This is a genomic window from Paenibacillus sp. sg306046 (assembly GCF_059821225.1).
The window spans coordinates 109,991-129,290 of record NZ_JCAMRT010000005.1 but is presented as its reverse complement, the minus strand read 5'-3'; the positions used below and the strand labels follow the sequence as shown (position 1 = coordinate 129,290).

The window sequence follows — 19,300 nt, the reverse complement described above, 5'->3', positions numbered from 1 at the left end:
AGAAGAAGCGCCCGCTTCTCACCTGCCCGACTTTGGTTGGCTGGTTATGAATGAGAGTGAACAAACCGCAAGGATCATCGGATCAGCTTGGCTGAGGACGGGATGCGGACATTCGATCACTTGAACCTAAACCGACGTGGGCGCTAGCGCCTGCGTCTTTTTTGTGGATCGGGGAGCTTCGGACTACAACGTTTGCTGCCGGTCCACCATAATAATAACGGCACGTCCCCGGACAGGGGCGCCATTACCTTTGGAGGTGGCAGGTTATCAGTACAGAGCACATGATTAATGACGAGATTCGGGTCAAGGAAGTTCGTTTGATTGGGGCAGACGGGGAACAACTGGGCATCAAGCCGATTCGTGAAGCGCTGCAGCTCGCGCAGGATCTGAATATGGACTTGGTTAACGTTGCGCCTACGGCCAAGCCGCCGGTATGCCGCGTCATGGATTACGGAAAGTTCCGCTACGAATCGCAAAAGAAAGAAAAAGAAGCACGCAAGAACCAAAAGATTGTGGAGCTGAAAGAAATTCGTTTGAGCGCCACGATCGACGAGCATGACTTCCAGACGAAGCTGCGCAATGTGACAAAATTTCTGAACGAAGGCGATAAAGTAAAATTGTCGGTCCGTTTCCGTGGCCGTGAAATTGCCCATGCCTCAATCGGACAACGTCAGTTGGAGCGTATGGCAGCTGAAGTAGAGGAGCTGTGCGTAATCGAGCGCAGACCGAAGCTGGAAGGCCGGAGCATGATTATGATTCTGGCGCCGAAGCCACAGTAACTTTTATTCTTTAAGGAGGAACACACCATGCCAAAAATGAAAACACACAGCAGCTTGAAAGACCGTTTCAAAATTACAGGTACTGGTAAAGTAAAACGGTACAAAGCATACAAAAACCACCTGCTGTCCGGCAAGTCCGGCCGTCAGAAGCGCGTGCTTGCTACAAACCCGGTTATGGCTGCTGGCGATGTCAACCGCCTGAAGCAACAGCTGGCTAACATCAAGGGCTAAGATCGGCTCGAATCGTTATCTGTTTTACCCAACACATTCTTGGAGGTAGATTGTCATGGCAAGAGTAAAGGGCGGCTTTATCCGCACTCGTCGTCGCAAGAAAATTTTGAAGCTCGCTAAAGGCTACTTTGGCTCGAAGCATAGATTATTTAAAACAGCAAAAGAACAGGTTATGAAATCCCTGCTCTATGCATACCGTGACCGCCGTCAAAAGAAACGCGACTTCCGCAAATTGTGGATCGTTCGGATCAATGCGGCTGCTCGTCAAAACGGCTTGTCCTACAGCAAGCTGATGCACGGCCTGAAGCTGGCTGGCGTAGAAGTGAACCGCAAAATGCTCGCTGACCTCGCAGTCAACGACATCAACGCGTTCAACTCCCTGGCTGCTGCTGCCAAACAAAAAGTAAACGCCTAGTTGGCGTTTGGATAAAAGCCCGGTCTGTTCCGCATCGCATGCGGTCAGACCGGGCTTTTTTGCGTGCTTGGCTGTTGTTGGCTGTTGTTAGGTGGCGTCCGGCACTTCCTTCAGATCACCTGCCCAAAAGACCTTGACACGTGTCGCCGTTAGCGCTGCTGCTCGTTACCGCTGTTTGCAGCTAAGGCTTGCTGCTTGCGCTTGTGTTCGGCACTGTAAATTGAGCTTCCGGAATCCACTGCTCGCCGTGGAAATCGCGGCCGCGGATGTACACCTTGTCGTCGTATACCTCGACATACAGTCCTTCGCTCGCATCCGGGCCGACCGGCTTCTCGCCGTCCGGTCCGTGATCAGTGAGCGGTTCTCCCACTGACGAGGAGTTAACCATCGTGAACCCGTCGCGGACGAGCGTGTCCGGCAGCTTCAGCTCCCAGTGCGTATGCCCGCTGAAAAAAATCACTTGCGGATAAGCGGACAAGATCGCTTTCAGCTCCTTGTGCTGCACGATGGCGCGGGTGTTCAAATAATAGCCGCTTCCGGGAACCGTGTAGGGCAGCGGCTGATGCAGAAACACAAAGATCGGCTTCGGCCGCGTCCCGCCCGCCGCGGCAGCCTGCCGCAGCTCCTGGCGCAGCCAGCTTAGCTGTGCCGCAGACAGGAAGGCATCCTCGCCATTATCCGGGTCGGATTGCCTGTACTGCTCCGAGCCAAGGAAAATAAACCGGTGGTCGCGAATCGTCCGGGCCGTATACACCTGGTCCCTGTCGGTAAATTCAAGAAATCGCCCGATGGAAGCGGCGTCCGTCTCTCCGTTGGGGAATTGCTCCTTGCGGAACCGGCTGCGGCTGTCCAGCCACGCTTTATAAAATTCATGATTGCCGATTGTGGCGAGCACATGCTCCGGCAGCGGAGCTTGCTGCAGCAGCGCCTGCAGCCGCTTGTAATCGGCGGCGGTGCCGTTGGACAGGTCGCCGTTCATAATGAGTGCATCGGCGTCCGGATTTAGACGATGCAGATCAGCCAGCGCAGCGGACAGCTTGCGTCCGGCGCTGTCGTCCGCTGCCTCCACATGCAGGTCGCTAATCACCGAGAACGCGAGCAGCGGCTCGCGTGAGGCTGCAGCAGGTTCGGAAGCTGCGTTCGCCGGGGCGTTCGGAGAGTCGGCCTGTCCGGCCGCAGAGCCAATTCCGGCAATGGAAACCGTACCGGGCGCTATGGCGTTAGCTGCGCTTAGAGAAGCCGGTACAGCGCCTGCGGGCAGGGGGAGGGCGGCGGTTTGCTGCCCTGCCAGCAGAAGCGGAACGGCAAGTAAAAACAAAGCTAGATTGTGCATCGGCTGCACTCCTTTCTTTCCTGCATATCCTGGGGGAGGGAGCAGCGGGAACTGACGGCGGCAGCCCGTTAACGGAAGCATTCCTAACATTGCTGCATCGTATTCCTCGTCCTTCCAGATGTATGTAGGCTTTACCCTATTCGACGTGAACTGACACAGAAGGTCCGTCGATTTCCCTTGACGTGCAGCCCGATTCATCATATAATACAAAAAAGCACAACACCAGTTAACGGCTATGAAGAGGACGAAGTTTCAAGGGCCCTTGTGTTCAGAGAGCATTTGGATTTGCTGAAACCAATGCCATAATCCCTTGTTTACGAGCTCACCTCGGAGCTGTTTTCCTGAAAAGTACGGCGATTGCGTCAGCCGCAGCTAGTAGGGAAAATCGGATTGGCACACGTTAAGGTGCCGAAGGTAAATGCAACGTTTGCTAGCGACGTTCTTTACCTGTTAAGGTTATTTGCCGTGAGGCATCTAACAAATTCTGGGTGGTACCACGGAAGATCAACCCCTTTCGTCCCGCGGACGCATGTATTGCGTCTGGGATGAGAGGGGTTTTTTGCATAGATTTTGCGTTCGAAAATATGAGAGGAGGACATGAACATGATCGTTCAAACCAAACAAAAATCCAGAGAGCAGCTTCATGATGAGCTGTTGAAGCCAGATGTCATTACCGGTTCGGAAGTTTTGCTTCGCAGCTTGCTGCTGGAGGATGTGGATTGCGTCTTTGGCTATCCGGGCGGGGCGGTTTTATATATTTACGATGCGATGCATGGCAATCCGAATTTCAACCATTTGTTGACCCGGCATGAGCAAGGTGCGATCCATGCAGCCGACGGCTATGCGCGGTCTACAGGCAAAACAGGCGTCTGTATTGCAACAAGCGGACCGGGGGCGACGAACCTGGTGACCGGGATTGCGACCGCTTATATGGATTCGGTGCCGCTGGTTGTCATTACGGGCAACGTAGCAACGTCGGTGATCGGTACGGATGCGTTCCAGGAAGCGGACATTACCGGGATCACGATGCCGATTACGAAGCACAGCTACCTGGTGCGCGATGTGAAGGATCTCTCCCGTACGATCAAGGAGGCATTCCACATTGCATCGACCGGCCGCAAAGGTCCGGTGCTGATTGATATTCCGAAGGACGTATCGAATGCGCTCGTCGAGTTCCACTATCCGGACAAGGTCGAAATTCGCGGCTACAACCCGACGGTCACGCCGAACAAGCTGCAGGTAGAACGGATGCTGGAGGCTATCGCCGAAAGCGAGCGGCCGATGATTATCGCAGGCGGCGGCGTTGTCTACGCCGGAGCGTCCGAAGAGCTGCTTCAATTCGTTGAGAAAACGAAGATTCCGGTCACGACGACGCTGCTTGGTCTTGGCGGGTTCCCGAGCGCAAACGATCTGTGGCTTGGAATGCCGGGCATGCACGGAACCTACGCGGCTAATATAGCGCTGCAAAATTGCGACCTGCTGATCGGAATCGGCGCGCGGTTTGACGACCGGGTGACGATGAAGGTGAACGGCTTTGCGCCGAAGGCGAAAAAAATCGTTCATATCGACGTCGATCCGGCGGAAATCGGGAAAATTGTAACGACCTCCATTCCGGTTGTCGGCGACATCAAAACGGTGCTGGAGCTGGCGAACCAGAAGGCGCGCCCTGCGAAGTCCGAGAGCTGGATTGCCGAGGTGCAGGAGCTGAAGCGGAATAATCCGCTGCGCTACGTCGATTCCGACACGGAGCTGAAGCCGCAATATGTGATCGAGATGATCCATGAGACGACTCGCGGCGATGCGATTGTGACAACGGATGTCGGCCAGCATCAGATGTGGGCGGCCCAGTTCTACAAGTTCAACAAGCCGCGCTCGTGGATTACGTCCGGCGGTCTCGGCACGATGGGCTTCGGCTTCCCGTCCGCGATCGGCGCGCAGGTTGCCAATCCGGATCGGCTGGTCGTTTCGATCAACGGCGACGGCGGGATGCAGATGTGCTCCCAGGAGCTGGCGATTTGTGCGATTAACAAAATTCCGGTCAAAATCGTCGTCATCAACAACCAGGTGCTTGGTATGGTTCGTCAATGGCAGGAGATCATTTACGATAACCGCTACAGCCATATCGATCTGGCAGGCAGCCCGGATTTCGTGAAGCTGGCTGAGGCTTACGGCGTGAAGGGGCTTCGCGCTACCAACAAGGAAGAGGCTGGCCGCGCTTGGCAGGAGGCGCTTGACACACCGGGTCCGGTTCTCGTCGAATTCGTCGTTCGGAAGCACGAGAACGTGTTCCCGATGGTTACGCAAGGCTCGACGATAGACCAAATGTTACTGGGGGAATCGGAATGAACGACAAACATACCATCTCCGTTTTAGTTAACAACCAGCCCGGTGTGCTGCAGCGTGTAGCCGGCCTGTTCGGCCGCCGCGGCTTCAACATCGAGAGCATTACGGTTGGCGAGTCCGAGGAAAAAGGGCTGTCGCGCATGGTTATCGTCACGAGCGGGGACGATAAGACGCTGGAGCAAGTATCCAAGCAGCTGTACAAGCTGATTGATGTGATCAAGGTCGTAGACCTCAGCTCGAATCCGATGGTTGCCCGCGAGCTGGCGCTCATTAAGGTCAGTGCCGAGCCAAGCATGCGTCCGGAAATTCTCGGCGTCGTCGAGACGTTCCGCGCAGCGGTCGTTGATATCGGACCTACCTCGCTGATCGTGCAGGTTGTCGGCGATTCTGATAAAATTGATGCCATGACCGAGCTGCTCAAGCCGTATGGGATCAAGGAATTGTCCCGTACCGGCGTGACGGCTATGATTCGCGGCAAGTAAGCGGCTCAGGCCGAACGGGCCCGGTCGGCTGTAAAGTCGGCTTGGCCCGGCAAAGGCCGGTTGTATAATCGGCCGCAGGCGCTGATCGGCGCAAGGGCTGCGGCAGGGTGCTTTATGGCAGTGCAGAAGCGAAGCAGGAACTGAGCAAAGACTTTTAAAGCCAGGTGAGCGGGTGCCCAAGCGGATGACCTTGCAGTCCGCATGCAAATCGGGAAGCGTCAGGCGGGTGGTGCGCTTGCGCACCCGCTCACGGGGTTTTCAAATTAAAGGAGGAGCTATTATCCCATGGCAGTTACCACTTATTATGAAAAAGATGCAGATCAAAGCGTTCTGAAGGGCAAAACAATCGCAATTATCGGTTACGGCAGCCAAGGCCACGCGCAAGCGCAAAACCTGCGTGACAGCGGTCTGAAGGTTGTTATCGGTCTTCGCGAAGGCAAGTCGTTCCAACAAGCAAAAAACGATGGCTTTGATGTGTATTCCGTGGCTGAAGCGACTAAGCTGGCTGACATCGTGCAAATTTTGATGCCGGATGAGACGCAAGCCCGCGTTTATAAAAGCGAAATCGAACCAAACCTGAAGCACGGCGCAGCGATCATGTTCTCCCATGGCTTCAACGTTCACTTCGGCCAAATCAATCCGTCCGCAGACAAAGACGTATTCCTGGTTGCTCCGAAATCACCGGGCCACATGGTTCGCCGTGTGTACGTAGAAGGCTTCGGCGTGCCTGGTTTGATCGCAATCCACCAGGATGCAACCGGTCAAGCGAAAGAGCTCGGCTTGGCTTATGCCAAAGGCATCGGCTGCACGCGCGCAGGCGTTATCGAAACGTCCTTCCGTGAAGAAACCGAAACCGACCTGTTCGGTGAGCAAGCTGTATTGTGCGGCGGCGCATCCGCGCTCGTTAAAGCTGGTTTCGAAACGTTGGTTGAAGCTGGCTATGCGCCAGAAATGGCTTACTTCGAGTGTTTGCATGAGCTGAAGCTGATCGTTGACCTGATGTATGAAGGCGGCTTGGCTACGATGAGACATTCCATCTCCAACACAGCGGAGTATGGCGACTATGTAACAGGTCCTCGCATCATCACCGAAGAAACGAAGAAAGAAATGAAACGTGTGCTGTCCGATATTCAGCAAGGCAAATTTGCACGCGACTTCATCCTGGAAAACCAATCCGGCAATGCCTTCATGACGGCAACTCGCCGACTGGAGTCCGAGCATCCGCTGGAGCAAGTTGGTTCCCAGCTGCGTGAAATGATGCACTGGATCAAGAAATAAGAACGCCGCAACCCAGATTAGCTAGCAGGGCAGGAAGGTCGGCTTGACGACGCGCGCCAGGAACGGAACGGGAGAAGTCCCGGCTGTGCCGGTCCGTTTTCGAGCCGTACCTTTTTGTGCTTTCAGTGCGTAATCCGTCGATCGCTGCGACAACAAATCTAGGGTAAAGCGAGGGTGAGCCGACATGAGAAAAATTTATGTATTCGATACGTCGCTGCGGGACGGCGAGCAGTCTCCGGGCGTCAACCTGAACATTCAGGAAAAGGTAGAGATTGGGCTGCAGCTGGAGAAGCTGGGCGTAGACCGGATCGAGGCGGGATTCCCGGCTGCATCTCCCGGTGACCTGGCCGCCGTCAACGCGGTAGCTCGCGCGGTGAAGCAGGCGTCGGTCATCGGACTGTCGCGTTCCCGCGAGCAGGATATTGATGCGGTTCGCGAGGCGCTCAAGGGCGCTGAGGACCCGTGCATCCATCTGTTTCTGGCCACCAGCCCGATTCACCGCAAGTACAAGCTGCGGATGGAGAAGCACCAGGTACTGGAGGCGGCAGCCGCCGCAATCACGTATGCGAAGAAATATTTCAGCAAAATTGAGTTTTCGGCGGAGGATGCGGCTCGTACCGAGCTTGATTTCCTCTGTGAGGTGACCGAGCTGGCGATTCGTTCCGGGGCGACGGTTGTGAACATTCCGGATACGGTCGGTTTTATGACGCCGTATGAGTACGGCAATATTTTCAAGACGCTGAAGGAAACGGTGCCGGGCATCGAGAAAATTCAGCTCAGCACGCACTGCCATAACGATCTCGGTATGGCGACGGTGAATGCGCTGGCGGCGATTTTGAACGGAGCAGACCAGATCGAAGGCACGATCAACGGGATCGGCGAGCGTGCAGGCAACACCGCTATTGAAGAAGTCGCGATGGCGCTGGAAACGCGCTTCGATTATTATCAGGCGAAAACCTCGCTGAACTTGTCCGAAATTGCCCGTACGAGCCGTCTGGTCAGCAAGCTGACTGCGATGCCTGTGCCGGGGAACAAAGCGATTGTCGGGGCCAACGCCTTCGCGCATGAGTCCGGTATTCATCAGGACGGCGTCTTGAAGGAAAAGACGACCTACGAAATTATGTCGCCGGAAACGATCGGTCTCAAGGGCGGCAAACTGCCGCTGGGCAAGCTGTCCGGCCGCCACGCGTTCCGCGAAAAGCTGGTCGAGCTTGGCTATACGCTGCCGGATGAGCAGATCAATGTCGCGTTTGCCAAATTCAAGGATCTGGCAGACAAAAAGAAGCAGGTTTCGGACGAGGATATTCTCGCGCTGATCGAGGAGAAGCTGATCGAGACGCCGGAGGTATTCGCGCTGGAGACGATTCATGTGTCGTACGGCAACCAGTCCACGCCAACGGCCAGCGTCCGGATTCGGACGCTGGAAGGCGAGACGCTGGATGAAGCGGCCGTCGGCAACGGCTCGGTTGATGCGATCTACAACGCGATCGACAAAGCAACCAAGGAAGAGGTCGAGCTGGACGATTACTCGATCCAGTCCGTCACCCACGGCAAGGATGCGCTGGGCGAGGTGCATGTCGTGCTGAAGCAAGGCGACTATGCGGTTCAGGGCCGCGGCGTCAGCACGGACATTCTCGAAGCAAGCGCGCGCGCTTACGTGGACGCGGTCAATCGTTTGATCGATAAGCGCAAGTCGCCGGCTCGCAGCCGCGACAACGTGTCGTCGGTTTAGCGGACGCAGAGAAGCTGGCAGCAGCTAATTCCTGACGGAAGGGCTTGACCGGCTAATCGCAGCACCCCGGAAGCCGGATGCTCCCATAGGAGGGAGGTCCGGCTTTTCGAGCATCGACGGGACAATGACCTGTTGTGTTCGGCTCTGGCGGGTAAGGGAAGTTCAATTGAATAGCTTAATGTCGACGCAAAAAAAGCTTCCAGCCCATGGTGACATGGTGCTGGAAGCTTTTTTAAGCGGGACTGCAAGGTATTAACGACTGCGAAACTGAAGCTAGGAGCGAACGCTTGCCGCCTGGAACCGTTGAATGGCGCGATCGAGGCGTTCGAAAGCGATTTTCATTTCTTCGCTATTGGTATGCGTGAAGTTCAGACGCATCGTGTTGGTTTGCGGTTCATCCGCGTAGAAGCTGGCGCCAGGCACGAAGGCAACGCCTTCTTCGACGGCAAACTTCATCAGCTCGGTAGTGTCAATATGGGCAGGCATTTCCACCCATACAAACATGCCGCCTTTGGGCTCCAGCCAGCGCACGCCCTCCCATTGCTGAGCTTCCAGCAGGTCGATCATCTGCCGCATCCGCAGCTCATATTGGGTGCGGATCAAGTCGATATGGCCGTAAATATCGAAGCCCTCGAAAATTTCGTGGATGGCCTGCTGGTCCATCGTACTGGAATGCAGGTCAGCCGCTTGCTTGGCGCGGGCGATGTGGCGAATGACTTCCTGGTCGCCAACGACCCAGCCTGTGCGCAGCGCGGGCGCGACAATTTTCGAGAAGGTGCTTGTGTAGACGACCGGGTTGCCGTTTGCTTCGCCGCCAAGCGAGAAGATGGACGGCAGCGGCTCGCCTTCGCCGAAGCGCAGCTCGCCGTACGGGTCATCCTCCAGGATAAGCACGTTGCTGCGTTTGCAAATATCAAGCGTGCTTTGGCGGCGCTCCAGACTCCACGCTTTACCTGTCGGGTTGGCGAACGTCGGGATCACATAAACGAATTTCGGCTGGTGCAGCTTGATTTTTCGTTCCAAATCTGCCGGGTCCATGCCGTCCGCATCGCCTTCGACAGAGACCAGCTTCGCTTTATGCGACTGGAATACTTGAATAGCAGCCAGATAGGTCGGCTTTTCGACAAGAATGACGTCGCCCGGATCGACATAAATTTTCGTCAGCAGGTCGATCGCTTGCTGGGAGCCTGTCGTCAGCAGCATATTGTCGATGCCGGCCTGAATGCCTTTGCGGGCCAAATGTTTGGAGATGCTTTCTCGCAGCGGCGTATAGCCTTCGGTCAACCCGTATTGCAGCACGCCGTTGCCGCGATCGAATACACGGGCGAACGCATCGCGGACCGCTTCGACCGGGAAATACTGCTCATTAGGCAAGCCGCCCGCGAGCGAAATAATGGAACGTCCTTGGGTGAGCTTGAGAATCTCACGAACAGCGGACGATTTGAAGCTGTCAATCGTTTCGGAGAAGCGATATTTCATCTGTGAGGACTCCTTTGGCGGATAGAAATTACACCGGTTTCAACGGTTGAAAGGGTTTAACATTATTTTAATCCTTTACCGCGCCAATGACAACCGGGAAAGTAACGGTCCGCTCCGTCCGCCTGCATACTTTTGTTCCATGCGGAGAGAGACGGCCCAGACAAACTAGTCAGACGGCCGTAAGGGCATCGAATCGGAGCTACAGCGGCTTGGCGCCGATGATCCGGCCATTTGCCGCATCCAGCCAGCGGATTTCATGCCCGGTGCCGCGCTGAACAATTTTATACATCAGTTTGTAGCCTGGAGAGTCCGCTTTGTCGGAGCGCTCCGGCGCCCATTCCAGCTGCAGGTCGAGGTTATCCAGGAAAATCCGGCGCGCTTCCTCGGCAGAGACCAGCGGTGCGGCAGGTACGGCGTCCAGCGCCTCCGCGCGCAGAGGCGGACACATCAGATGGGTAATCCATCCGGTGGAACGGCTCACCCCGATATGAATCATCTCCATCGTTTGCAGCTGCTCGGTTTTGCGGAGCTGGAAATGGAAGGCTTCTGTGCCCAGGTCCGAACTGGTCGCGGAGTCCGAGTCTGCGTGTAAGTCAGAGGCCGTAGGAGACTCTGAATCCAGGTCTGAGTCCGGATTTTCCGCTTGCTGCTGCAGCCACAGGTAAGGCTCCAGCCCGGGATTGATGACGGCCAGAAAGTCCAGCGCACGGCCCAAGCAGTCGGCGCGGGAGAGGCGCAGCGGCCCGGCAAGCGCCTGAAACTGCATCAGCGACAAAAGCTGCCCTGTGTTCGGATCTACCTGCAGCTTGATCGTGTCCTCTGAGCGTTCCCGCATAAAAGCGCCGATCGTCAGCTCTTGTTGAGCAGACGGGTTCGTTTGACTGGTCGTCAGCCGCGGGTGGACAGCGTGCTCCGTCCTTGCGGCCCAGTCCCGCCGCCGCCAAACGACGGACAGCTTGTCTTCAGATTTAATCTCGCGCAGCTTCTCATAGTCCGCCAGCTTCAGACCGAGCAAAGCGAGCAGCCGTTCATCGGGATAGACCAGCGGCTCCAGGCTCGTTGTACGCGGGGGAACGGGAGTCCAGGGCGAAGCAAGCTCCTCGTCCGATGATTGTCCATCAGGAGGATGCTCGGAAGCGTCGGAAGCGTCGGAATCGTGAGCGGGCGCTGTCTCCTGCGGGGATTGCCATCTAGCTGCTGCTGCGCGAAATTCGTCTTCATCCGCCGGCAGCCGGTGAGGCAGCTTGGTCGATTCATACACGAGACGCAGCCCATAGTCTTCCGCGAAATAATAGCTGCTTACGGTGCAAAGTCCCAGCTCAAGCTCCAGCGCTTCCGCCATGCAGCGGCGAACATCGTCAGGCTGCGCCAGCCGGGCGGGAGGCTCCGGCTTCGGCTTCTCGCCAAGCATGCGGAAGTCGCTGATCTCGCCGCTGGGATGAACGCGCACCCGGAAGCCGGACCGGGGCAATGGCAGCCCCGCCGCCTGCTGCCCGTACAGGAACAATAGGCCTTCTTCCGTTTGCTCGCAGCCAAGCGGGGAGAAACGCTCCAGAGCGTCCGGCCAATGCCGGCTGACGAACGCTTCGGCAAGCAGACGGCAGCGGCTGACCTGAGAAGCGGCGTCGGCGTCCAAGCTGCCGTCCAGCTCCGCCAGCGGGCTGCCGCCGTTGCGAGGGTCCAGGTCGGTCCAATCGCGCGAGTAAGCCAGCAGCAAGCCCGCTTCGGAAAATTCCATCGTGATTCCGTCTTCCGTCCCTGGCTTCATCCAGACGAAGGAAACATGCGGCTCCCATCCGGGGCGTGCTTCTTCATAGGTGTCGATGACAAGCTTGTACGATGCAGGCACGGGAAAGGTGGCGAGAGCCTGTGCCTTGAGTCTGGCTCGCAGCTGCAATCTGCGCTCCATTTCTGCGGCGGGCATAGCCGCTGCTTCCTCCTCCTGGGTGAATAGCTTCCATAAGTTATGCATCTTGTGTACCTCCTGAGTCCAAGTCGATTTTTTAGGTCAGGCAAGCTCTTGCTACACTAGACGAGACGGGAGGAAGGAAGGTTTCCGTTGGTGCAAATCGAATCCAATAGACCTATAGGTATCGTCTATGAAGACCATAGCTTTTATATCTTTGTAAACGGTCAGCAAATGTGGTATTAATGAAAGATGGGAATCGACAATGAGTGGGAGTGAACAGGAAATGACAGACGTGAAAAAAATCGCCGTCGTCGGCGGCGACGGAATCGGCCCTGAGGTTGTGGCTGAAGCCATCAAAGTGATGAAAAAAACCGAGGAGCTGTTTGGCTACCGGTTTGAGTTCGAACACGGCTTGTTTGGCGGAATCGCGATTGACGAGAAGGGCACGCCGCTGCCGCAAGAAACGCTGGAGCTGTGCCAAGGCGCAGACGCTGTGCTGCTCGGAGCCGTTGGCGGACCGAAATGGGACAACAATCCGAAGGAGCTGCGTCCGGAAACAGGCTTGCTTGGCATCCGCAAGGCGCTGGGCTTGTTCTCCAACATTCGTCCTGCGAATGTGTTCGACTGCCTCAAGGACGCATCGACACTGAAGCCTGAAGTGCTGGAAGGCACGGACCTGATCGTGGTGCGCGAGCTGACAGGCGGCATTTACTTCGGTGAAAAGCTCCGTCGCGAAGGCGCGCAAGGCGAAGAAGCTGTCGATACATGTGTATACAACGTAACGGAAGTGGAGCGCATCGTACGCCAGGCGTTTGATATCGCCCGCACCCGCCGCAAGAAGCTGGCGTCCGTCGATAAAGCAAACGTGCTGGAAACGTCCCGCCTGTGGCGTGAGGTTGTGAACCGGATCGCGCCGGAGTATCCGGATGTTGAGCTGGAGCATGTATTGGTTGACAACTGCGCGATGCAATTGCTGCGCCGTCCGTCCAGCTTCGATGTCATCGTGACTGAAAATATGTTCGGCGACATTTTGAGCGATGAAGCTGCGATGCTGACCGGTTCCATCGGCATGCTGTCCTCCGCTTCGCTTGGCGAAGGAGCATTTGGCTTGTACGAGCCGGTGCACGGCTCCGCTCCTGATATTGCCGGACAAGGCATCTCGAACCCGATCGCGACCATTTTGTCCGTAGCCCTGATGTATCGTCTGACGTTTGGCTACCACGAGGCAGCTGACGCGATTGAGCGCGCTGTGAAGGAAGTGCTGGACGCAGGCCACCGTACAGGCGATATCGCGGTCGACAAGAGCCAAGCGATCGGCACGGTCGCGATGGGCGATCTGATCGTAAACGCTGTTCGCAAATAAATCGCAAAGACCTTAATTTCCACGCGAATGTGGAAGTTAAGGTCTTTCCTTTACTAACGGCTTGCCCCTGCTCAAACGAAAGCGGGACGATCAAGCGGTCGCTATTTCAGCAGCTTGCGCACCCATTTCAGCTTTTCTCCGTAAGGGGGGAACACAACGCCAAGCTCCAGCCGGGTGCTTTTTTTCACGACGCTTTTCTGATGGGAGAACACGTCGAAGCTGTGCTTGCCGTGATACGCCCCGAGACCGGACGGCCCGACGCCGCCGAAGGGCAGATGCGGATTGGCGACATGCATAATCGTATCGTTGATGCACCCGCCGCCGAACGACAGCTGCTCCATGACCTGATCTTCGGTCGGCTTGCTTTTCGTGAACAAATACAACGCCAAGGGCTTGGGCCGCTCCCGGACGATCTGAATCGCTTCCTCCAGCCGCCTGAAGGTCAGAATCGGCAAAATCGGTCCGAACAGTTCGTCAGCCATAGCCGCATCCTCCCACGACTCAGCGAGCAGCAGCGTAGGCTGGATATACAAATCTTCGCGTACGGTATGTCCGCCGTAGATGATCCGCGACTGATCCGCCGCGAGGATCGCGGCCAGCCGGTCGAATTGCCGCTCGTTAATGATGCGGCCGTAATCCGGGCTGGCGGAGGCGTTCTGACCATAGAAGCTGACGATGGCTGCCTTCATCAGGGCGATCAGCGCGTCGCGGACGGATTCCTGAACGAGCAAATAGTCGGGAGCGATGCACGTTTGACCGGAGTTGGTCAGCTTGCCCCAGATGATCCGCTTGGCGGCCAGCTCCAGATTGGCGGTTTCATCGACGATAACCGGACTTTTGCCACCAAGCTCCAGGGTGACCGGGACGAGGTTTTTGGCTGCGGCGGCCATGACGATTTTGCCGACCGGCACGCTGCCCGTAAAAAAGATGTAATCGAAGGGGGCGTTGATCAGCAGGGACGTTGTTTCCTTCTCGCCTTCGACGACCCGCACATACGCCTCGTCGAAGGTTTCGGCGATGATGCGCCTGATCGCTGCGGTTACGGCGGGGGTGCTTTCCGAAGGCTTGAGCACGGCGCAGTTTCCCGCGGCGATCGCTCCGATCAGCGGCTCGATGACCAGCTGAAACGGGTAGTTAAACGGGCCGATGATCAGCACAGTGCCGTAAGGCTCGCTCAAAATCCGGCTGGTGGACGGCAGTAAATGAAGCGGTGTCCTGACCCGTTTTGGCTTGGCCCAACGTCGGAGCTGCTTGCACGTCTCACGGATGCTTTGCAGAACAAAGCTGATCTCGGTCGTAAATGACTCAAATTCGCTCTTGCGCAGGTCTTGACGGAGGGCGGCGGTCAGACTTGCTTCCTCGCGCTTGATCACGTCCTGCAGCTTGCGCAGATGCGCAAGACGGAAGCTGAGATCGCGGGTATGGCCCGCGTGGAAAAAAGCTTTATGCTCCTGCTGCATGTGCTGCAGCTGGTCCTGGGGTAGTGGAATCATCGGAAATCCGGCCTCCTCGAATTGAATCGAATCAAGCTCAACTTATATGGCTATGCTGTTATTGTACGGCGAATGAGTGTCCGGTTCAAACGCTGCGACCGAGCGCAGAGCGCCGTAGCCGGCGCATGAAGGCAGTCCGAATGGTTACAGTAGCTTGGGTCGATTGCATCGTGTTCCGGCTCTCAGCTTGGCTGCGGAGCCTCCGTTTCTCAGGCGCATGTTGGTTGTCTTCGGCGAGCCCTCGGACTGAGCGAAACGGTCCTATGTTCAGACACCGGGAGTCATGGTATAATTTGGACAAGCAGTAATGAAGTCAACTCGTGTGCCAGCAGACTGAAAATAAACTAGATTAGAATTATTATAAATAAATAATAATTTTAATCTTGACATTATTATCGTCTGGTGTTACGATTTGTCTTGTGATAATAATTATCAATTGGGAGGAATTAAACGATATGGCAGAACGTTTGGTAGGTAAACCGGCTCCGGATTTTACAATGGAAACAGCACTGGGTGACGGCTCGGATTTCAGCAAAGTTTCCCTGTCCGATTACAAAGGAAAATGGCTCGTATTGTTTTTCTATCCGCTGGACTTCACGTTTGTTTGCCCGACTGAAATTACGGCAATCAGCGATGCAGCAGAGCAGTTCAAAGCGGTTAACGCTGAAATTCTTGGCGTATCGGTAGACAGCAAGCATTCCCATCGCGCTTGGATCAACACGCCTGTTGATCAAAACGGCCTGGGTCAGCTGAGCTTCCCGCTTGCTTCCGACTTGACGAAATCCGTCGCTCGCGACTACGGCGTACTGATCGAGGATGAAGGCATCGCGCTGCGCGGCTTGTTCATCATCAACCCTGAAGGCGAGCTGCAATACCAGGTTGTTCACCACAACAACGTAGGCCGCAGCGTTGAAGAAACGTACCGCGTGCTCGAAGCGCTGCAATCCGGCGGTTTGTGCCCAATCGGTTGGAAAAAAGGCGACAAGCATCTGGTGGCGAAATAAGCCGGCATTTGCCTAACATAGGACCCCGCGGTCTGCTTCCCGGCAGACTGGGGGGTTTTTGCACGCAAAGCGCCTGATCGGCGCTGAACCAGGAAGGGGCTAACTTTGGATGGACATCGTTCCAACGTATTTGTACAGTGAAAATCATGTTTGGGTACGGCGCGAAGGCAGCCGGGCAACAATCGGTTTGACGGATTTTGCCCAGGCGGAATTTGGCGTCATTGTGTTTATGGAGCTGCCTGAAATCGGGCAAAAGCTGGTAGCAGGCGAGCCGCTCGGCAGCATGGAGTCGGTGAAAACCGTCACGGAGCTGTATGCGCCGCTGACCGGCCAAGTGCTTGAGATCAACCGTGAGCTGGGCTCCAATCCGGGCCTGATCAACATGTCCCCCTACAATCAGGGCTGGGTGCTGACGCTTGAAATGGCTGAGCCCGCCGAGCTGGACGGCTTATGGGACGCGGCCCGTTACGAACAAACGTACGCGCATGAATAATGGACAACCTTGCTGCGGCGAGGTTTTTTTTCATCAAGCTTGTGTACCTGCATTTCTCTGAAAAGGCCACTCATGGGAGGTAATCCGGATGAAAGAAAAGCTTAAATATACGGCGATCGGGCTGGTGATCGGCACTGTGCTGACAGCTGCTGCAGGCGTTAGCGCAGCCGGAGGACAGCAGATCGAGGTATATGCGAAGCAGCTGCGGTTTATGTTCGACGGCAAGGAGAAGAAGCCGGCCGAAGGCACGCCGTTTATTTATGAAGGAACGACCTATGTGCCGCTGCGGTTTATGAGCGAAGCGCTGGGCAAGGCTGTGCAATATGACGGAAAACGCGATACCATCTGGGTCGGCAGCCGGTATACGAAGCCTCCGGAGCTGACGATTGACCCGGCCAAGACGTATACAGCTACGATCGAAACGTCGAAGGGGCCGATAGTCATCGACTTGTTCGCCAAGGATGCGCCGCAAACGGTCAACAACTTCGTCCGGCTGTCTCAGGACGGCTTCTATGACGATGTGGTGTTCCATCGCATTATTCAGAGCTTTATGGTTCAAACCGGCGATCCGACCGGGACCGGGCGCGGCGGCCCAGGCTACAGATTCGCGGATGAGCTGGACAACGGACACACCTATGAGCCGGGGATCGTGGCGATGGCTAACGCCGGGCCGGATACAAACGGCAGCCAGTTTTTCATCTGTACGGGCACAGACAGCGTGAGCCTGAATCAGAGCCCGAACTATACGATCTTCGGCAAAGTGAGCGCGGGGATGGAGACGGTGCAGGCGATTGCGGCTGTGCCCGTTCAACCCAATGCTTCCGGCGAACCAAGCGCGCCGCTGGAGCCGGTCAAGATGCTGTCGATCCAGATTCAGGAGCAGTAGGCGGCAAAGCAAACAGGTGGACACAAAAGCCGTGCCTCCGAATGGGAAGCACGGCTTCTTGGGTGTGCAGGCTTATGGCTTGACAGCCAGCGCCTTAGGCTTTCTCGCTCTCAGCGAGCAGCTTCTTGTATTTCTCCGTATATTTCACGACAGTCAGGACGTAGGTGGCATGGGACCAGGTCAGCGGAGCGACCGAAACCGGATCGCCGTTAAACGGATCAAGCTGCTCGGACAGGACGCCGCTCTCCATCGCGTGCTTGACTACCCATTCCAGTGTGCGGCGCGGCGCTTCGAGCTGCTCCAGCGTTTTGGCGTATTCGATTTCCCACTCGGCGATCCATAACGTACAGATGATCCATGGGTTGCCCGGCACCTTGTCGATATCCGACGAGCGCTGGAAATAGTAATCATGATAGTAGCGCGCTACGCCGCCGATTTCGGTTTTGATCGTCAGCTTCTCACGGTTCGCCTGCATCGTACTGACGACACGTGGGTCGTCGGCCGGCAATACGCCGAATTCGAAGATGCCGTAGACGCTGCTCTCATACGTGCGGTCCTTGACCCATTCTCCGTTTTCCTGATACAATCCGCGAACGAAACGGCCTTCTTCTTCATCCCACAGATGCTTCAGGATGCCTTCCTTGATTTTCTCCGCGTTCAGACGGTAACGTCCTGCGCGCTCCTCGTCGCCGAACAGGCTGCAGAAGTTGGCTGCGGCAATCAGACCGCCGTACACGGCCGAGGACGTGAAGGTGAAAATACCGTACCGCTCCTCCCACAAGTCGTAGCTCGGCTTGGGCAGCGACAGCTCATGCTCGACATAGCTGGACATAAACCGCGCTGCTCGGCGGATCAGCGTCCGGTACAGCGACTGCGGCAGCTCGATGTCCTCATGCCGGACATAATCCTGCCAGAGCGCAAACAGCACCAGCGCCGTCTCATCCTCCTGAATCGGCAGCTGCACGTTGCCGCCGTTGAGGTACGGATGCCAGCTTGACCCGACGGTTCCGTCCGGGTTGTACTTATGATGCAGGTAGCCTTCCGGCGACAACGCGTTCGCGCAGAAATGGAAAAACGGCGTGATCATCCCCTGGTAGCCGGCCATCGTCATCGCATAAGCGATCAGCGCGCCGTCGCGCGGCCACATGTAGCTGTAGTGGTCGCGGTTGGAATGCATAATGTCCGAGTCATTGGCGGCAATAATGGCGCCGTTCACATCGGTTTGGGTGCGCACCAGCAGCAGGCTTTGCTTGTACAAGCGGACGCAGGCATCGCTCAGATTGCCGTAATCGCGCTCCGATTTGTTAACCCAGCGCTGCCAGTAAATTTTGGCCCGCTCCAGCAGATTGTCAGGGTGGCTGTCCTTGACATAAGCGTCGAGCTTCTTGACTTCCTCCAGGTCGCGGCCTGCCGTCATCCAGTAATACAGCACGCCGTCCTTGTTGGCCGGTACCTCGGTACGCACGGAAATGGTGCTGTCCACCGAGCCTTGGGCAATCGCATTGCCGGATAGCTGGCCGTCCTCGGCGTCGCGCCAGGTGCCCTCGGCGTTATAGAAGCGTTTGACCCCGGTGGTGTACTGGTAGAGACCTTCGGTTCCGGCCAGGCCGTTGAACATAAAGTAGCGGTCCTTCTTATAATGAAACACGGTGTTGTTGAGCGGATAGTAGGCCGCGGTATCGCCAACCTCCGTTTCGTTGATGACAAGATCCTGGTTGAAAAACATCCGAACTTCACGTACGCGGTCCCAATGGTTGTGCACCGTAATACGCTTGAGATAAATATCCTCGCGCTGATGTACGCCATCATTAATCAGCAGCGTAATGCCCAAGTGGTAATGCGATGCCCGCACCTCTGTGACTAGCGAGTCCTCAACGTAAGAGAGCTCGAAGTTCCATTCAGGATCGGATAGCCAGGTAAATGTACCGTCGACCCATAAGCCGACGCGGCATTGATAGCCGCCGACGTGATTCAATTGCCCTACGTAGGGATAATACAAGTCGCGCATATAGGTGTTACGATCCAGATTGATCAAGAACTTGCCGTTCCCGATAACGAGATGTCTTGGCATGCATCCACT

Annotated in this window: 16 protein-coding genes; 11 read left to right on the top strand and 5 right to left on the bottom strand. The window is 56.2% G+C overall.

Going from position 1 to position 19,300, the window contains the following annotated elements; translation table 11 throughout:
- Nucleotides 1-281 precede the first annotated feature (281 nt).
- Genes infC through rplT form a run of 3 tightly spaced genes read left to right on the top strand, consistent with a single transcriptional unit; the run spans nt 282 to nt 1,425 of the window.
- Nucleotides 282-779, top strand: a complete 498-nt coding sequence (infC, locus tag AC6ROY_RS06965; RefSeq protein ID WP_500099439.1) for a translation initiation factor IF-3 — start codon at nt 282-284, stop codon at nt 777-779.
- A gap of 27 nt (nt 780-806) precedes the next feature.
- On the top strand, nt 807-1,010 hold the full coding sequence (rpmI, locus tag AC6ROY_RS06960) for a 50S ribosomal protein L35 (RefSeq protein WP_341418130.1): 204 nt from the start codon (nt 807-809) through the stop codon (nt 1,008-1,010).
- Between the two features lie 55 nt (nt 1,011-1,065).
- A complete protein-coding gene (rplT, locus tag AC6ROY_RS06955) occupies nt 1,066-1,425 on the top strand; it encodes a 50S ribosomal protein L20 (RefSeq protein WP_500099438.1) in 360 nt (119 codons plus the stop codon).
- A gap of 181 nt (nt 1,426-1,606) precedes the next feature.
- Here rplT and AC6ROY_RS06950 read toward each other — a convergent pair whose 3' ends face one another.
- Entirely contained in the window at nt 1,607-2,758 is a 1,152-nt protein-coding gene (locus tag AC6ROY_RS06950; protein WP_500099437.1) for a metallophosphoesterase family protein, read from the bottom strand.
- A 603-nt stretch (nt 2,759-3,361) separates the two neighbouring features.
- Here AC6ROY_RS06950 and ilvB point away from each other — a divergent pair.
- The 4 genes from ilvB (at nt 3,362) to AC6ROY_RS06930 (ending at nt 8,593) form a co-directional block, all read left to right on the top strand.
- Complete coding sequence (ilvB, locus tag AC6ROY_RS06945; RefSeq protein ID WP_500099436.1) at nt 3,362-5,104, top strand: biosynthetic-type acetolactate synthase large subunit; 1,743 nt, start codon at nt 3,362-3,364, stop codon at nt 5,102-5,104.
- Nucleotides 5,101-5,583 (top strand): acetolactate synthase small subunit, encoded by a 483-nt coding sequence (gene ilvN / locus AC6ROY_RS06940; RefSeq protein ID WP_500099435.1) that lies wholly within the window; start codon nt 5,101-5,103, stop codon nt 5,581-5,583. The genes ilvB and ilvN overlap by 4 nt, the downstream gene beginning before the upstream one ends.
- A gap of 285 nt (nt 5,584-5,868) precedes the next feature.
- Nucleotides 5,869-6,861 (top strand): ketol-acid reductoisomerase, encoded by a 993-nt coding sequence (gene ilvC / locus AC6ROY_RS06935; protein WP_500099434.1) that lies wholly within the window; start codon nt 5,869-5,871, stop codon nt 6,859-6,861.
- A 184-nt stretch (nt 6,862-7,045) separates the two neighbouring features.
- Nucleotides 7,046-8,593 carry a 2-isopropylmalate synthase gene (locus AC6ROY_RS06930; RefSeq protein ID WP_500099433.1) on the top strand — a complete coding sequence of 516 codons (1,548 nt, stop codon included), beginning with the start codon at nt 7,046-7,048 and terminating at the stop codon, nt 8,591-8,593.
- A 273-nt stretch (nt 8,594-8,866) separates the two neighbouring features.
- Here the strand turns inward: AC6ROY_RS06930 and AC6ROY_RS06925 are convergent, their stop codons facing one another.
- On the bottom strand, nt 8,867-10,072 hold the full coding sequence (locus AC6ROY_RS06925; protein WP_500099431.1) for an aminotransferase-like domain-containing protein: 1,206 nt from the start codon (nt 10,070-10,072) through the stop codon (nt 8,867-8,869).
- Nucleotides 10,073-10,271: 199 nt separating this feature from the next.
- Entirely contained in the window at nt 10,272-12,044 is a 1,773-nt protein-coding gene (locus tag AC6ROY_RS06920) for a YcdB/YcdC domain-containing protein (protein WP_500099430.1), read from the bottom strand.
- Nucleotides 12,045-12,264: 220 nt separating this feature from the next.
- Here AC6ROY_RS06920 and leuB point away from each other — a divergent pair, with 220 nt between their 5' ends.
- Nucleotides 12,265-13,344 (top strand): 3-isopropylmalate dehydrogenase, encoded by a 1,080-nt coding sequence (gene leuB, locus AC6ROY_RS06915; protein WP_500099429.1) that lies wholly within the window; start codon nt 12,265-12,267, stop codon nt 13,342-13,344.
- Nucleotides 13,345-13,445: 101 nt separating this feature from the next.
- Here leuB and AC6ROY_RS06910 read toward each other — a convergent pair whose 3' ends face one another.
- Entirely contained in the window at nt 13,446-14,837 is a 1,392-nt protein-coding gene (locus AC6ROY_RS06910) for an aldehyde dehydrogenase (RefSeq protein WP_500099428.1), read from the bottom strand.
- A 455-nt stretch (nt 14,838-15,292) separates the two neighbouring features.
- Between AC6ROY_RS06910 and AC6ROY_RS06905 the strand changes: the two genes are divergently transcribed.
- From AC6ROY_RS06905 to AC6ROY_RS06895, 3 genes are all read left to right on the top strand, one after another.
- Nucleotides 15,293-15,841, top strand: a complete 549-nt coding sequence (locus tag AC6ROY_RS06905) for a peroxiredoxin (RefSeq protein ID WP_500099427.1) — start codon at nt 15,293-15,295, stop codon at nt 15,839-15,841.
- A 109-nt stretch (nt 15,842-15,950) separates the two neighbouring features.
- Entirely contained in the window at nt 15,951-16,334 is a 384-nt protein-coding gene (gene gcvH, locus AC6ROY_RS06900; RefSeq protein ID WP_500099426.1) for a glycine cleavage system protein GcvH, read from the top strand.
- 88 nt (nt 16,335-16,422) lie between these two features.
- On the top strand, nt 16,423-17,220 hold the full coding sequence (locus tag AC6ROY_RS06895) for a peptidylprolyl isomerase (RefSeq protein WP_500099425.1): 798 nt from the start codon (nt 16,423-16,425) through the stop codon (nt 17,218-17,220).
- 94 nt (nt 17,221-17,314) lie between these two features.
- Here AC6ROY_RS06895 and AC6ROY_RS06890 read toward each other — a convergent pair whose 3' ends face one another.
- The gene (locus tag AC6ROY_RS06890; RefSeq protein WP_500099424.1) at nt 17,315-19,291 is read right to left on the bottom strand and encodes a glycoside hydrolase family 15 protein; all 1,977 of its coding nucleotides are present in this window, start codon (nt 19,289-19,291) and stop codon (nt 17,315-17,317) included.
- Nucleotides 19,292-19,300 lie beyond the last annotated feature (9 nt).

What these genes read in the sequence shown, in the direction of transcription:
- ilvN (WP_500099435.1), top strand. Translation starts at nt 5,101, where the DNA reads ATGAACGACAAACATACCATCTCCGTTTTAGTTAACAACCAGCCCGGT.
- infC (WP_500099439.1), top strand. Translation starts at nt 282, where the DNA reads ATGATTAATGACGAGATTCGGGTCAAGGAAGTTCGTTTGATTGGGGCA.
- rplT (WP_500099438.1), top strand. Translation starts at nt 1,066, where the DNA reads ATGGCAAGAGTAAAGGGCGGCTTTATCCGCACTCGTCGTCGCAAGAAA.
- AC6ROY_RS06950 (WP_500099437.1), bottom strand. Translation starts at nt 2,758, where the DNA reads ATGCACAATCTAGCTTTGTTTTTACTTGCCGTTCCGCTTCTGCTGGCA.
- AC6ROY_RS06925 (WP_500099431.1), bottom strand. Translation starts at nt 10,072, where the DNA reads ATGAAATATCGCTTCTCCGAAACGATTGACAGCTTCAAATCGTCCGCT.
- AC6ROY_RS06895 (WP_500099425.1), top strand. Translation starts at nt 16,423, where the DNA reads ATGAAAGAAAAGCTTAAATATACGGCGATCGGGCTGGTGATCGGCACT.
- AC6ROY_RS06910 (WP_500099428.1), bottom strand. Translation starts at nt 14,837, where the DNA reads ATGATTCCACTACCCCAGGACCAGCTGCAGCACATGCAGCAGGAGCAT.
- ilvC (WP_500099434.1), top strand. Translation starts at nt 5,869, where the DNA reads ATGGCAGTTACCACTTATTATGAAAAAGATGCAGATCAAAGCGTTCTG.
- leuB (WP_500099429.1), top strand. Translation starts at nt 12,265, where the DNA reads ATGACAGACGTGAAAAAAATCGCCGTCGTCGGCGGCGACGGAATCGGC.
- AC6ROY_RS06920 (WP_500099430.1), bottom strand. Translation starts at nt 12,044, where the DNA reads ATGCATAACTTATGGAAGCTATTCACCCAGGAGGAGGAAGCAGCGGCT.
- rpmI (WP_341418130.1), top strand. Translation starts at nt 807, where the DNA reads ATGCCAAAAATGAAAACACACAGCAGCTTGAAAGACCGTTTCAAAATT.
- gcvH (WP_500099426.1), top strand. Translation starts at nt 15,951, where the DNA reads ATGGACATCGTTCCAACGTATTTGTACAGTGAAAATCATGTTTGGGTA.
- AC6ROY_RS06930 (WP_500099433.1), top strand. Translation starts at nt 7,046, where the DNA reads ATGAGAAAAATTTATGTATTCGATACGTCGCTGCGGGACGGCGAGCAG.
- AC6ROY_RS06890 (WP_500099424.1), bottom strand. Translation starts at nt 19,291, where the DNA reads ATGCCAAGACATCTCGTTATCGGGAACGGCAAGTTCTTGATCAATCTG.
- ilvB (WP_500099436.1), top strand. Translation starts at nt 3,362, where the DNA reads ATGATCGTTCAAACCAAACAAAAATCCAGAGAGCAGCTTCATGATGAG.
- AC6ROY_RS06905 (WP_500099427.1), top strand. Translation starts at nt 15,293, where the DNA reads ATGGCAGAACGTTTGGTAGGTAAACCGGCTCCGGATTTTACAATGGAA.